Source organism: Viridibacillus arvi, assembly GCF_001274945.1.
Taxonomy (GTDB): domain Bacteria; phylum Bacillota; class Bacilli; order Bacillales_A; family Planococcaceae; genus Viridibacillus; species Viridibacillus arvi.
Map to the genome: position 1 here is coordinate 305,216 of NZ_LILB01000008.1, position 14,199 is coordinate 319,414.

Below are 14,199 nucleotides of genomic sequence, written 5' to 3' on the forward strand. Positions count from 1 at the left end.
TAAGGAGGAATGTCGTCATGATTTCATTCAATGAGAAATTAGATCGTTATGCTGAACTTGCTGTTAAAATAGGTGTCAACATCCAACCCAATCAATTTCTTTACATCAGCACTTCTACTGATAATGTAGAGTTAGTCCGCTTAATTACTAAAAAAGCTTATGAAGCTGGCGCTAAACAAGTATTTGTTGATTTCGCAGATGATCAAATTAACCGTTTACGTTATGAGTTAGCTCCCGCAGACTCTTTTGACTTTTACCCACATTGGAAAACGGAAGAACGCAATTGGTTAGCAGAACAAGGTGCTGCTTTCATAAGCATTGTTTCCCAAAGTCCAGATTTACTAGCGGGGATTGAATCTAGCCGTATCTCTGCATTCCAAAAAGCTACAGGTAAAGCCTTGAGTAAATATAGAGAATATGCACAATCTGATAAAATTAGTTGGAATGTTATTGCAGCATCTTCTAAAGATTGGGCTGCCAAAGTTTTCCCTGAACTACCTCAAGACCAACAAGTTGAGCAACTTTGGAACGCAATTTTCAAAGCTGTAAGAGTCGATGTAGCAGATCCAATCCAAGCCTGGAAAACACTTGATGAATCACTACACGATAAAGTATCCTATTTAAACGAAAAAAAATACCATAAATTGCATTACCGTGCACCTGGAACAGACCTTACAATCGAGCTTCCTAAAAACCATTTATGGTGTGGTGGCGGAAGTGTCAATGTGAAAGGTAAAGAGTTTATGGCTAACATGCCTACAGAAGAAGTCTTTACTGCACCTTTTAAAACCGGCGTCAACGGTTTTGTTTCTAGTACTAAACCATTAAGCTATGGTGGCAATATTATTGATCAATTTAAAATCACCTTTGAAAATGGTCGAATCGTGGACGTATCTGCTGAGCAAGGTGAGGAAGTACTTAAACAACTTGTAGCTACTGACGAAGGTTCACATTATTTAGGTGAGGTTGCTTTAGTTCCACACAATTCACCTATTTCGCAATCGGGTCTATTATTCTATAACACACTGTTTGACGAAAATGCTTCCAACCATTTAGCTATTGGTAGTGCTTACGCATTCAACATAGAAGGTGGTAAAACCATGTCCCGTGAAGATATTGCCGAGAACGGCTTAAACCAAAGTCTAACACATGTAGATTTTATGATTGGTTCTGACAAGATGGATATAGACGGTATTACTGAAGATAACAACGTAGAACCAATATTCCGCCAAGGAAGCTGGGCATTTTAATATTCAAACTAGTAGTCTATTAAAAAACAATATATCTTTAATTTTACAACCTAAATCCCACTAAATTGTACAACTTACGTACATATATGGTAGAAGGTAAATGGTAATCCATAAATTAGACTTATGTTGAAGCAAAATATCATGTATACTGGTAGTTAATGAATCTTTAATAATGGTAGAGAGGAGTTTTATCATGGGTACATTTATAGTAACAGTATTAGGATTTTCAGCACTTATCCTAATCACTTGTGGAATCCTTATTCACTATTTACTAGTAGGATTAGATTCTTCAACGGCAACTCTTGTTGATCCAAAACCAAAAAACTAACTTTTAATCCAAAACAGTTACTAATAAGTAACTGTTTTTTTATATTTTCCTCACAATTTTGTAACAAACTTGTGACATAATAAATCTAATTACCTATATTTTTACCAAAAAATGATTATCAAAAAATACTAATTTCACATATTTCCTTAATACGATTTACAACTTCCAAAATGTAACATATGTGTTTTATCGTTTTTCCTCTATACTTATGAGGCAATGTTATAAGGGAGGAAGTATACAATGTTTTCAACAACTGCAATTGGAATCGATCTTGGCACAGCCAATACGTTAGTATATACAAAAAACAAAGGAATTTTATTAAACGAACCATCAGTTATTGCCGTAAATACAACTACAAATGAAGTCATCGCAATCGGTACTGAAGCGAAGAATATGATCGGTAAAACGCCCGCAAATATTCAAGCAATCCGTCCCCTTCGTGATGGTGTCATTGCCGACTTTGATATGACTACCGAAATGATTAAAGTCATTATGCAAAAGGTCGGGAAAATTATAGGTGGCTCAATCCGTAAACCGAGTGTAATTGTCTGCACTCCCTCTGGAGCTACTTCAGTTGAGCGCTTAGCTATAAAAGATGCTGTAAAACAATGTGGTGCTAAAGAAGTCTTCTTAATCGAGGAACCGGTTGCTGCTGCAATTGGTGCTGATCTTCCCGTTAGTGAACCTATCGCAAGTGTCATCGTTGATATCGGTGGAGGAACAACAGAGGTTGGAATCATTTCATTTGGTGGTGTTGTTACTTCAAACACTATGAAACTAGGTGGCGACCGAATGAATGATGAGATCATTCATTTTGCACGTAAGGAATATAGTGTGCTAATCGGTGAACGTACTGCTGAGAATATTAAGAAAGAAATTGGTTATGCTTTAATCCAACATGACAAAGAGTTCATGGAAGTACGCGGTAGAGATATCGTTACTGGCTTACCAAAAACGATCACTATAAATTCAGAAGAAATTCAAAGTTGTCTTAAAGAATCTCTTCTTTCAATCTTAGAGGTTATCCGTAGAACATTAGAAAGCTGCCCACCAGAGTTATCTGGAGATATTGTAGACCGTGGCGTTGTATTAACTGGTGGCGGTTCTCTTTTAAAAGGTATGCCTGAATGGCTTTCAGATGAACTACTTGTTCCTGTTATTCTAGCTCCATCACCATTAGAATCTGTTGCAATTGGTACTGGAAGATCTCTAGATACAATGAACCTTTTACAAAAATTGAATTCATAAATTCGTTAAAACTTATTCTCTTTTCTGAATAGTTATTCTAAAATAAGTATGTAAGGAAAGGGGAACGGTTTAATGTCCATTATTAATGAGATTCTTACATTCAATGAAACTTTTGTAGAAGAAAAGCAATACGAGCCTTTTATTACCAGTAAATTTCCAGATAAGCATTTTGTTATATTAACGTGCATGGATACTCGCCTTGTAGAACTATTACCAAAAGCGATGAATTTACGTAATGGCGATGTCAAAATCGTTAAAAGTGCGGGTGCAACATTAAATCATCCATTTGGTGGTATTATGCGTAGTCTACTTGTTGCAATTTATGAGTTACAAGCAGATGAAATTTTTGTTATTGGGCACTACGATTGTGGTATGAGCGCAGTTAACCCTGACAAAATGTTAGCTAAAATGGTTGATCGTGGTGTTTCACAAGATACCATTGACCTTCTAAATTACTCAGGTGCAAACTTATATGAATGGTTAAGAGGCTTTGATGATGTAACCGAAAACGTTCGAAATAGTGTTGAAATGATTCGAAGTCATCCGCTAGTTATCGACTCTATTCCCGTTCACGGTTTAGTAATTGACCCAAGTACAGGTCGTCTTGATGTAGTTGAAGACGGTTCAAAATAATAGATAAGACAAAAAGCGAGGGCCACCTTTTAAGTGACCCTCGCTTCTTCTTTTTCAAACAGAAATCGACGCATTTCCCAGGAAATGATTCGCTAATTATTTCATTCCGTACAGCATCCCTCTGACAGTACTTTTCCATCTCCGCCAGACAGCCTTGCCCTTTCAAAAATCATCATCTATATAAGAATACAAATAATGATCTTCCCAGTTTCCATTAATGTACAATAGTTTTCTTAATAATCCTTCACGTAGGAATCCCGCTTTCTCTAGAACGCGGACAGAGCCAATGTTATTAGGCGATACATAAGCTTCTATTCGATGTAGTGACAAATCTTCAAAGCCGAATTTAATTACTAGCTCTAGCGCCTCAGATGCAATTCCTTGACCAATATAACGCTTATCTACTGAATAACCTACAAAAGCACTTGCAAATGGTAATCTCTTGATAGAATAAATCGATATATGTCCTACAAGATCCGACGTTCCCATTGCAAATATTGCAAAACTATACTCACGGTTGAGTCTCATACGTTGAATAGACTCAATAATTTTCTTTCTTTGAGTGTGTTCTGTGTAAAACTCATCCTCATGTAATGGCTCATAAATCGACCAATAACGCTTATTACGCTTTACTAGATTTGTGAATGCCGAAACATCGGCTTCTTCTAATGTTCGTAAATAGCAGCGATTCCCTTCAAGAAATACCATGTTAGATCACCCTTTTTGAGTGGTTAATTCTAAAAACTGTTCAACATCCTGTTCACATATACGAATTCCCTTTTCCCAGAATGCCTTTTCTGTAATATCCTCACCTAAATGTTTCATCGCTAAATCTTCTACTGACATAACAGCTGTATCTTGTAATAAAGCGATATATTTATCTTCAAAACTACTACCTTCTTCTTTTGCTTTAGCATAAATACTTAATGAGAATAAATAGCCAAATGTATATGGGAAATTATAAAACGGCACACTTGTCATATAGAAATGCAATTTTGAAGCCCAGAAATGTGGATGAGCAACATTTAGCGCACCTGCATATGCTTCCCTCTGTGCCTCTTCCATTATTTCATTCAATCGATGAGCCGGTACAATTCCTGACTCACGTTCTTCATAAAAACGTGTTTCAAATAAGAAACGAGCATGAATATTCATGAAGAATGCTACACTACGCTGAATTTTATCCTCAAGTAATGCTATTTTTTCATCTTCTGATTTTGCTTCTTGAACAGCTGCATCTGCAACAATCATTTCAGCAAATGTAGAAGCTGTTTCTGCCACACCCATTGCATAGCCAGTATTCAAAGTATGAATAGGGCGTAATGCATACGAATGGAATGCATGACCTAGTTCATGCGCTAATGTTGCAACATTAGACATAGTACCACTATAAGTCATGAAAATACGTGATTCCTTCGTTAATGGTAGTCCGGTACAAAATCCACCCGGACGTTTATTTGGGCGGTTTTCAGCTTCAACCCAACCGTTTTCAATTGCATTTGTAGCAAAGGCTTCTAGCTTCTTGCCAAATCTTCCGAAATTTTCGATAACAAATGCTGCACCTTCTTGATAAGAAATCGTTTCAGTTGATGCAGTAATTGGAGCATCTAAATTGAACCAATCCATTGTACTTGTGTTTAATAGCTCTGCTTTACGCTTTAAATATTCTGCGAAAGGTGCTTTATGATCTATAATTGCACCCCACATTGCATCAATTGTTTCAGGTTGCATACGGTTAGTTTGAAGCGGCTCTTGTAATACCGAATCCCAACCTCTTTTTTTGTATGTAGCTAACCGGAACCCTGCTATATGATTCAACGTTTTTGCAAAGAATTCCTCTTTTTCAGTCCATGTTTTTTCAAGAGCTTCATAAGCCGCTTGACGCACTGTAGCATCTGGATGTGAACTTAAGTTATTTGCTTGACCTACAGAAAGCTCTTTTTCCTCACCATCAATTGTAAAAGGGATTTTAATATCGCTAATCAATAGATCATACATTTCTCCCCAAGCACTATAACCATCTACCTTTAAAGCGGAAATAATATTCTCTTCCTGCTCAGAAAGTTTTAACTTAGTTTCATCGCGCCATTCATTTAAAGTGAATTTAAATTGTGATAACTCCTCAGTTGCAAGTAGTTCTGCCCATTTTCCTTCTTCTATGCCACTTAGTACTTGTTGAAATTGCAATTTAATTGGAGCGAAATTCGCAGCTAATGATGAAATCTCACTACGTAGTAAAGATGCTTTTTTATCAGTCATATCTTGTGCTTGTAAACACGATACAAATGAACCGGTTTGCCCCATATTAATATATACTTCTTTCATTAATTCTAGAACATTTAAAATGGATTTCGAATCTTCTGCTACAATACTTGAAACTGCATTTTGTAGTTCTTCTAATTCAACTTGGATTTTGTCTAATTGGATTCTTAATTCTTCTGAATTACTACCTCCTGCAAATACGCTCTCTAAATCCCATACTTCTGGAAATTTTACATTTGTCATATTCAAGCCTCCATTACCAAATTATCTTACATATTCAGTATAATACTTCCGGACCCGAAATAGTTAGACTTCTTTGCTAATAGTTTCAGAAGGATCAGTAATTTGTAATCCTCTTAGTTCACATTCTCTTGTAACATGTGCAATTACTTGTTTTAACACTTGAATTCGTGCGTACTTTTTATCATCACCAGAGATTAAAATCCATGGTGCATGAGGTTTATCTGTCTTCTTGAACATTTCATTTGCTGCTTCTACATAGAGTGGCCACTTGTCACGATTTCGCCAATCTTCATCTGTTAATTTCCATTTTTTATAAGGATCTTCTTGTCGTTCTTTAAATCGATTTAATTGTTCTTCTTTTGACACTTGAATCCAGAATTTTGCTACGATATAGTTATCATCTGTAAGTAGTTTTTCAAATTGGTTAATTTCTTCGTAGGCACGTTGCCATTCTTCTTGTTCAGCAAAGCCTTCTATACGTTCTACTAGTACTCGTCCATACCATGAACGATCGAAAATGCCGATTTGCCCTTTGTAAGGTAAGCGCGTCCAAAAGCGATGTAGATAGTGGTATTTCAGCTCGAAGGGTTGTGGTGCGGCAATTGGATGTACGATGTATCCTCGAGGATCCAGTCGTTGTGTTAAACGTTTTATGGCTCCACCTTTACCAGCTGCGTCCATTCCTTCAAATGCTAATACAAGCCCGATATTATGATTGAACAAGAACTGTTGAATATTTAATAGTTCTAATTGTAATTTTTTTAGTTCCTTTTTGTAGGAAGGTTTATCGTTTAGATGTTTGTCTAATTTCATATCTTCAATGCGTTTACTCACTTTAACCACTCCTTTTACTTTTATACTATTATTTTACAGTAAATTGTTCTGAAATGATATTTGTTGTTCTAACTAATCGAATGTATAATTTAAACATACACTTTAAAATTCGAAGAGATTGTTTGTATATTTACGCAATGGATACCTAGATACTTTTCTACTTCAGAGTGCAACAAAATTCAGATTTTTATACTATTCTCAACATGAAGGAGGAGATTTTATTGGGGAGATTAATTATTATTACCATCGCTTATATTGCAATGGTAACCGTGAACTTAACTGCTAATATTCTTCCACTAAATGGTCAAACTACTGGCGAAATCTCCGACAGTTATACGGTTCTTTTCACTCCAGCACGATATGTTTTTACTATTTGGGGCTTTATATACATAATTTTAGCTTACTGGATTTATAAACATTGGAACAATCATCAGATTAAGAACTCAATTTCTATTGAACAAACACTGTTATTTACAGCCAGTTCACTACTTAATATTTTGTGGATTTTCCTATGGCATTTTAATTACTTCCAACTGACTATTGTCGTAATGCTACTATTGTTAACTTGTTTAGCACTTCTATATTTCTCATATAGTAATGATGAACAAAAGTGGTCAAAACGCATACCCATTTCCATTTACTTTGCTTGGATTTGCGTAGCAACAATAACAAATATCTCTTTCGTTTTAACATCTAATCATTGGAATGGATTAGGTTTAAGTAATCCTTTGTGGGCTGTTATTATGCTTACCCTAGGTACGGCTATTGCACTTCATATTCGTTTCCATCATTATGATATTTATTTTCCTATCGTCTTCATTTGGGCTTATATAGGAATTGCGATAAAAAATGGCTTTGAGGAATTATTAGTAACAACAGCAGCACTTTTTCTAAGTGGTGTATTATTGGCAGGAATCTTGTTTATAAAAAAACAAAAGCCTGCTAAATAACAATTGAAAAAAAAAGCCTCCCTTGGCGGATATTCAAGGGAGGCTTTTCAATATTTTAGTCTAATTTAGTTGTAATAATTGGTTCACCATCTGTTACGATGATTGTATGTTCATATTGTGCAACTAGTGATTTGTCAGGCGTTATAAATGTCCAACCATCACCTGATTCAACGATATGTTCTGCTTTTTGAGAGATGAACGGTTCAACAGCTAAAACCATACCTTCTTTTAAAATTGTGCGATCCCATGCATCAAAATAATTTAATACATGTTGTGGATCTTCATGAAGTGAACGGCCAATGCCATGACCTGTTAAGTTCATAATAACCGCTAGACCGTTTGCTTTTGCTTCACGTTCAACCGCTTTACCAATTTGGTTTAAACGAGCACCTGGTTTTACTTTTGTCATCGCACGATCAAATGCACTTTCTGCAACTTGACAAAGTTTGTCGATTTCTGGGTAAGATCCACCACCAACAACAAATGACACGCCAGTATCTGCAAAATAGCCATCAACATGACCAGAAACGTCGATATTAATAAGGTCTCCCTCTTTTAGAGTAAGGTTCCCTGGAATGCCGTGTGCAACTTGTTCGTTCACACTTATGCATGTATATCCGGGGAAATCATATTCACTTTTAGGTCCTGAAACGGCTCCATTTTCTTCAAATAAACGGCCACCAATTTCATCTAATTCTTTAGTTGTAATTCCTGGTTTTGTTGCTGCCTTCATCGCTTCACGAATTTGGGCCATCACACGTCCAGCTTTTTTTAATCCTGCAATATCCTCTTGAGTTATAGCTATCATTTTATACGATCCCTTCTTCTCATATGTCTACTCTCTACTATAACACTTTTTTTGCGAAATGAAGAACATGAAAACCGAGTATCTTGCTATTTCAAATGTCTATATATTTAGAATAATTTTGTTTAGTTCTTATATTAAACATATGAAAATACGTTACTGAAAGTGCTAAAAGAGGATTCCATCTATAAGGAATCCTCTTTTTTATCAATTTTGTTGTTGTAATAAACGAGGTGCTGATGTAAATAAAAGTACAGCTACAACTGCTGTTAGTATAGTAGCTGGCAACATATACGTACCATTATAAATTATAGAATACAAATATACATTTTGATCTCCTGCATATTCGCCAAAGAAGACAATCCCTGCTGTAGTATGAGCAATGTATCTCAGCAAACCACCAAGTGTTGTACCTAGCACAATGTACAAAGTCATTGCTTTTTTGTTTAATTGCTTACTTGCAGCAAACACTAGATGTCTCACCACTCCAGCAAGTCCGACTACAGTAAATGCTATAAAGTAATCGATAAATCCTTGAATCGGTGTAAAAATTGAAGCGCCCATCGCCACTTGCAATAATCCAATTAAAAAACCGGTAATCAAACCACCTGATACACCCCATCGGAACGCCATTAATACAATTGGTACCATAACGAGGCTAATAGAGCCGCCTTGAGCCCACAGCTTAAATGACAGCTGATCTAAAATTAAACCGATTGCGGAAAAAATTGCAATCTCAATTAAAAACAACAATTTCTTTTTATCCAAAATAAATATCCTCCCGTAGTTCTGATGTAGAACACACAAGACCTAAACGTATCCCTTTTGTAATGGGCTCTAGATAGTAAAACTTAGAAATAAAAAACCGACATCAGGACAGGTCCTGACATCGGTTATATGTCGGTTTCTATCCACATTCCTACGCAAGCATTAACTTACAGGTTCAAAGGGTTAGAACTTTGGGTTCACTCTCAGCCGACCATTTCGGCTCCCCTTGTGGTAAATACATCATTTAATTGTAATTGTAGAACACCCCTATTGTACTCAAACAATTCTTTTATTTCAATAGATTACTCTGAAATGAATGACAGATCTCTTTCAAAAACGTATATAATAAACGAAATGGAATTTAATTATAGGAGTGGTAATTAAATGATTGATTTACTAAAAAAACTAATAATACACAAAAGTGATATTCCTACTGGGGCAAATGAAGCTTTACAATTTTGTGCTAATTGGCTAGAGCAACAAGGTATAGAAGTTAACCTACATCAAAATAACGGACTTGATATTTTAACAGCTGAAATTGGACAAGGCGCAGATTGTCTTATCTGGAACGGCCATGTCGATGTCGTACCAGCAGCAATTGAACAATATACCCCCTTTGTAGATGGGGACCTTTTATTCGGGCGTGGAGCTGCTGATATGAAGGCCGGAGTCGCGGCGATGATGTTCAGTTTTGTAGAGCTATCTAAATCATCTGACAAGCTGCCTAGACGCCTTCAACTTCACTTGGTGACAGACGAAGAAACCGGTGGTGAAAATACATCAGGCTGGCTTGTTCGTAATGGGTATAATGGTCAATTTGTTATTTGTGGTGAACCTACACAACTGCAAATTGGTTTACAAGCAAAAGGCATTCTTCAATTCGAAATTCAATTCAAGGGTAAAGCATCCCATGGTAGTCGTCCTTGGGAGGGACTAAATGCTGTTTTACAAGCCATGCATTTCCACTCAAAACTGTTAGAATCACCAATAACAAATGCTCATAATACATTTTATGATTCTCCATCGATTAATTTGGCTACAATACAGGCAGGTGAACGTTTTAATGTCGTTCCAGATCAGTGCAATGTACGCTATGATATCCGATACGTTCCAGGACAATCAGCTGAAGTTATTCTACATGATATTCAAAAAATTCTAGATGAAGAAAAAATCCAAGCTGAAATCATTATTCACAGTATTGCTCCTGCAGTTACAACAAGTGCTGACGATCCATTTGTTTTATCATTATTAAAAACAACTGCTGCAATTTGCGACAAGCAAGCCACACTATTTGGACAACATGGATCTGCTGATACTCGATTTTATGCTGCAGATGGCGTAGGAGCCATTGAATTCGGTCCTACTGGAGCAGATTGGCATGGTCCCGCTGAATATGTCAGCATTTCATCTGTATACCGTTACGCAAATATAATAAAGGCACATGTATTGAGTTGAATCTTTTTGGGCTTTCTAGCGTAAATAATAATATGAATGGAGGTGCTTGGGCTGGATAACAATCGAGTAATGTCGGCATTATGTTACTTTAGTATATTTTTTGCAGGATTTATTTTGCCAGTAATTGTTTATTTTATCAGTGCTGATTCGAGTGTAAAAAACCATGCGAAACGAGCATTCATATCACATCTTTTACTCATTATCCCATCCATTATCGGTTTCATTATTTTCTTTATCGTTTTTGGAGTTTATGGCAGTGGTTCTGATAATTTTATAAGTACAGGGCCTATTTTAATTGTCTCGTTTATCATTTTAGAAATCCTACTATCTGTAGCAGTGATCATTTGGAATATCATCCAAGGTGTTCGTGTACTACGTGTTTAAGATGCAGCATCTATGGGAATAAATTATTATTAGCTTATAAGAAATGGAGTGCTACTAAATGAAGGTAAGAAACGTAGTAAAAACTGCTATTAAATTAGCGCCAATTATTTATCCTATTGTTATTAAAGTTATTGATTCTCGTAAAGCAAAATCACAAGCACAACAAACGCCCACAACAAGATATAAACCATAGTATTAATTGCTCTTATGCGGATAAATCCAAGCATAGGGGTTTTTTTATGGAATTATGATTATTTCTTTAACTCTGGGATTTGTTGCGCTAACTGAGATGATTGTTGCGCTAACTGAGTTGTTTGTTGCGCTAACTCGCCTGTTTGTTGCGCTAACCGAGTTGTTTGTTGCGCTAACCGAGTTGTTTGTTGCGCTAACTCGCCTGTTTGTTGCGCTAACCGAGTTGTTTGTTGCGCTAACTCGCCTGTTTGTTGTTTAGCAGAATATTCACGTCCCCCCACATTCCAAATTACAGCTAAACATCCTCCACTTTACATTCTTCTATACAATAAAAAAACTGGTACGCCCCATCAAGGAGGCGTACCAGTTTTAACTCATTTATTTAAAATGCCCAACTACCATTGCGGAAGATTGGTTCTACTGTACCATCTGCTAAAACACCGTCGATATTCATGTTGGCACTACCTATCATGAAATCCTCATGTGTAATAGAAGTATTAATACCGTGCTCTTCTAGTTGTTCGGGAGATAGCGCACTTCCACCTTCGTAGCATGTTGGATATGCCTCACCAATAGCTAAATGATTCGAAGCATTTTCATCAAATAATGTGTTGTAGTAAAGAATATTTGAAGCAGAGATTGGCGATTCATGTGGCACTAATGCTACTTCACCAAGATATTTTGAACCTTCATCAGCTTTGATCAATTCTTGTAATAGATCATTGCCCACGCCAGCTTCAGCTTTAACGATTTTGCCATTTTCAAATGTTAATTTGAAGTCATCAATGATATTACCTTGGAAGACTAGAGGTTTTGTATTTGATACAGTTCCGTTTACTCCATATTTTGATGGCATTGTATATACTTCTTCCGTCGGCATATTAGCCACAAATGAAGTATTCTCTGGTGTTTTACTAGCACCAGTTTGCCAAATATGTTTGTCAGGCAATTCGATTGTTAAATCAGTTCCTGGTGCTGTGTAATGAAGTTTTGCAAAGCGTTTAGCATTCAGTATTGCAGCACGAGTGTCTAGATTCTCTAAATGCCCTTGCCAGTTTTCAACAGCATTTCCCTCGCCAATACGAACTGTTTTGAAAATTGCTTCCCATAAGGCTTCAACTTGCTTATCTGCTTCTACATTCGGGAATACTTTCGCCGCCCATTGCTTCGACGGAACGGCAATGATTGCCCATGCAACTTTATCATTCATAACAGCATTACGGTAATTCGCTAATGCTTTACCTGCTGCCTTTTGTTGTGCAGATAACTTAGACACAGAGACACCCGATAATAAATCTGGATCTGCGGCATCAATCCATAATAAGGCACCTTTTCGTTCGATTAGTTCGTCACGCTGTTCACTAATCCAACGAGGGTATTTTGCGAATTCATCCTCAGGAGCATTATCAAAAAAAGCGCGGTCAATCTCTCCATCAGAGAAATTGACTGTAACGCGGCCTGCTCCTGCTGCATATGCTTCTTTTACAACTAAGCGTGTAAACTCAATTGTATCTGTAGTTGTGTTAATTAGAAGTGTTTGACCTTTTTGAATATTAACGCCTACTTTTACAGCAAGCTCAGCAAATTGTGCTAATTTCTCCTGGAATGTCATTCTTATTTGCCCCTTTTCACAGTAGGTTTTGTTGTTCCTTCAATTAATTTTCCAGCTGTCCACGTTTTTTCAACGGGTTTTGATGGCAGCTCACGAGTCCATTTACGATACGTATGCTCTTCATGGTGTGCAAGTAATGTTAATACTTCACCATCTGCTCCTGCACGTCCTGTACGGCCTGAACGATGTAAGTATTGCTCCATTGTATGTGGTACATCTACATGTATTACATGTGTTAGACCTTCAATATCTAATCCACGTGCAGCTACATCTGTCGCGATTAAAACACGTGCTTCGCCTTTACGGAACGAATCTAGTGCTTTTTTACGCTCTTCTTTTTTCATTTCTGAGTGTAAAACAACAATTGGTGCAGCACGGTATGATAATTTTGTTTCTTTCATCAATAATTGATCTAAATTATTTACAAATGCTAAACCACGTAATCCTTCTACATTTGAAAGCTTACGTAACATTTCTGTTTTATTTCTCTCTTCGATTTTCATAAATGAATGCGTTACTTTGCCTTGGTTTGGCATTTCATCTAAGCTAACTTTGAAGCGTACAGGCTCATTCATCATACGTGCAGCAACTAGCTCGATTTCCTCCGTAATTGTTGCAGAAACAACAGCAACTTGGCGACCATGGCTTGCTCCATCGATAAATGATTTAACTAATACGCGATAGTCACGACTTAGAAGTTGATCCCCTTCATCAAGGACAATTTTCGTTAGTTCATGAAGTTTTAGTTTTTTTGCTTTTACTAATTCATTTAGACGACCTGGTGTTCCGACAACGATTGTTGGTTTTTTCTTTAGTTTATCAATTTGACGTTGTGGATTTGCACCACCTATTAATGGCACAACTGTAATGTTCGTTCCTGCAACCCACGCACGGGTAACTTCAACAATTTGCATACATAACTCTTGTGATGGAGCAATAATTAATGCTTGTGTCGCTTTTTTAGAACCATCAACTGTTTGTAAAATTGGTAAAAGGTACGCAAGTGTTTTACCTGTTCCTGTTGGTGATTCTGCAACGACGTCTTTGCCCTCAAGTAATGCTGGTATCATTTCATCTTGGATTGGCATTGTATGTTCAAAAGTCCATTTTTTTTGTAAATCTTCATTTAATAATGTTAAAAAAGACATTGCTGTTCCACCTTCTCTCATTCACATTTAATAATGTGAAATATAATTTTTATATAAAAACCTGCCCTTTAATTGAGATGAAAGGAC

Annotated in this window: 16 protein-coding genes and 1 riboswitch; of the genes, 8 read left to right on the forward strand and 8 right to left on the reverse strand. The window is 36.6% G+C overall.

All coding sequences use genetic code 11. The features are described from left to right. The first annotated feature begins 17 nt into the window (after nucleotides 1-17). The 4 genes from AMD00_RS20370 to AMD00_RS20380 all read left to right on the forward strand — a co-directional run bounded on the left by AMD00_RS20370 (nucleotide 18) and on the right by AMD00_RS20380 (nucleotide 3,459). Entirely contained in the window at nucleotides 18-1,250 is a 1,233-nt protein-coding gene (locus AMD00_RS20370; protein WP_053418832.1) for an aminopeptidase, read from the forward strand. Between the two features lie 193 nt (nucleotides 1,251-1,443). Continuing rightward, complete coding sequence (locus tag AMD00_RS24195) at nucleotides 1,444-1,578, forward strand: hypothetical protein (RefSeq protein WP_281173097.1); 135 nt, start codon at nucleotides 1,444-1,446, stop codon at nucleotides 1,576-1,578. A gap of 240 nt (nucleotides 1,579-1,818) precedes the next feature. Next, the gene (mreBH, locus tag AMD00_RS20375; RefSeq protein WP_053418833.1) at nucleotides 1,819-2,826 is read left to right on the forward strand and encodes a rod-share determining protein MreBH; all 1,008 of its coding nucleotides are present in this window, start codon (nucleotides 1,819-1,821) and stop codon (nucleotides 2,824-2,826) included. A 72-nt stretch (nucleotides 2,827-2,898) separates the two neighbouring features. Continuing rightward, a complete protein-coding gene (locus AMD00_RS20380) occupies nucleotides 2,899-3,459 on the forward strand; it encodes a beta-class carbonic anhydrase (protein ID WP_053418834.1) in 561 nt (186 codons plus the stop codon). Nucleotides 3,460-3,621: 162 nt separating this feature from the next. Here AMD00_RS20380 and AMD00_RS20385 read toward each other — a convergent pair whose 3' ends face one another. From AMD00_RS20385 to AMD00_RS20395, 3 genes are all read right to left on the reverse strand, one after another. Next, nucleotides 3,622-4,167, reverse strand: a complete 546-nt coding sequence (locus AMD00_RS20385; RefSeq protein WP_053418835.1) for a GNAT family N-acetyltransferase — start codon at nucleotides 4,165-4,167, stop codon at nucleotides 3,622-3,624. Between the two features lie 6 nt (nucleotides 4,168-4,173). Further along, the gene (locus AMD00_RS20390; protein WP_053418836.1) at nucleotides 4,174-5,964 is read right to left on the reverse strand and encodes a M3 family oligoendopeptidase; all 1,791 of its coding nucleotides are present in this window, start codon (nucleotides 5,962-5,964) and stop codon (nucleotides 4,174-4,176) included. 63 nt (nucleotides 5,965-6,027) lie between these two features. Beyond that, entirely contained in the window at nucleotides 6,028-6,777 is a 750-nt protein-coding gene (locus AMD00_RS20395) for a polyphosphate kinase 2 family protein (RefSeq protein WP_083446326.1), read from the reverse strand. Nucleotides 6,778-7,019: 242 nt separating this feature from the next. Between AMD00_RS20395 and AMD00_RS20400 the strand changes: the two genes are divergently transcribed. Next, nucleotides 7,020-7,748, forward strand: coding sequence for a tryptophan-rich sensory protein (locus tag AMD00_RS20400; protein WP_053418838.1), 729 nt, complete (start codon nucleotides 7,020-7,022; stop codon nucleotides 7,746-7,748). A gap of 55 nt (nucleotides 7,749-7,803) precedes the next feature. Here AMD00_RS20400 and map read toward each other — a convergent pair whose 3' ends face one another. Together map and thiT are read right to left on the reverse strand one after the other, a co-directional pair. After that, nucleotides 7,804-8,556 carry a type I methionyl aminopeptidase gene (gene map / locus AMD00_RS20405; protein ID WP_053418839.1) on the reverse strand — a complete coding sequence of 251 codons (753 nt, stop codon included), beginning with the start codon at nucleotides 8,554-8,556 and terminating at the stop codon, nucleotides 7,804-7,806. Nucleotides 8,557-8,760: 204 nt separating this feature from the next. Beyond that, on the reverse strand, nucleotides 8,761-9,321 hold the full coding sequence (gene thiT, locus AMD00_RS20410; RefSeq protein ID WP_053418840.1) for an energy-coupled thiamine transporter ThiT: 561 nt from the start codon (nucleotides 9,319-9,321) through the stop codon (nucleotides 8,761-8,763). 131 nt (nucleotides 9,322-9,452) lie between these two features. Continuing rightward, nucleotides 9,453-9,558, reverse strand: a riboswitch (TPP riboswitch). Nucleotides 9,559-9,705: 147 nt separating this feature from the next. Here thiT and AMD00_RS20415 point away from each other — a divergent pair. From AMD00_RS20415 to AMD00_RS24060, 3 genes are all read left to right on the forward strand, one after another. Further along, nucleotides 9,706-10,776, forward strand: a complete 1,071-nt coding sequence (locus tag AMD00_RS20415; protein WP_053418841.1) for a M20 family metallopeptidase — start codon at nucleotides 9,706-9,708, stop codon at nucleotides 10,774-10,776. 69 nt (nucleotides 10,777-10,845) lie between these two features. Further along, nucleotides 10,846-11,160 (forward strand): DUF4870 domain-containing protein, encoded by a 315-nt coding sequence (locus AMD00_RS20420; RefSeq protein WP_053418842.1) that lies wholly within the window; start codon nucleotides 10,846-10,848, stop codon nucleotides 11,158-11,160. 58 nt (nucleotides 11,161-11,218) lie between these two features. Beyond that, nucleotides 11,219-11,353, forward strand: coding sequence for a hypothetical protein (locus AMD00_RS24060; protein WP_245639568.1), 135 nt, complete (start codon nucleotides 11,219-11,221; stop codon nucleotides 11,351-11,353). Between the two features lie 58 nt (nucleotides 11,354-11,411). Here the strand turns inward: AMD00_RS24060 and AMD00_RS20425 are convergent, their stop codons facing one another. The 3 genes from AMD00_RS20425 to AMD00_RS20435 form a co-directional block, all read right to left on the reverse strand. Continuing rightward, nucleotides 11,412-11,633 (reverse strand): hypothetical protein, encoded by a 222-nt coding sequence (locus AMD00_RS20425; RefSeq protein WP_053418843.1) that lies wholly within the window; start codon nucleotides 11,631-11,633, stop codon nucleotides 11,412-11,414. Between the two features lie 101 nt (nucleotides 11,634-11,734). Beyond that, nucleotides 11,735-12,964 carry an aminopeptidase gene (locus tag AMD00_RS20430; RefSeq protein WP_053418844.1) on the reverse strand — a complete coding sequence of 410 codons (1,230 nt, stop codon included), beginning with the start codon at nucleotides 12,962-12,964 and terminating at the stop codon, nucleotides 11,735-11,737. Between the two features lie 2 nt (nucleotides 12,965-12,966). Next, nucleotides 12,967-14,112: a DEAD/DEAH box helicase gene (locus AMD00_RS20435; RefSeq protein WP_053418845.1), complete on the reverse strand. Its 1,146-nt coding sequence runs from the start codon at nucleotides 14,110-14,112 to the stop codon at nucleotides 12,967-12,969. Nucleotides 14,113-14,199 lie beyond the last annotated feature (87 nt).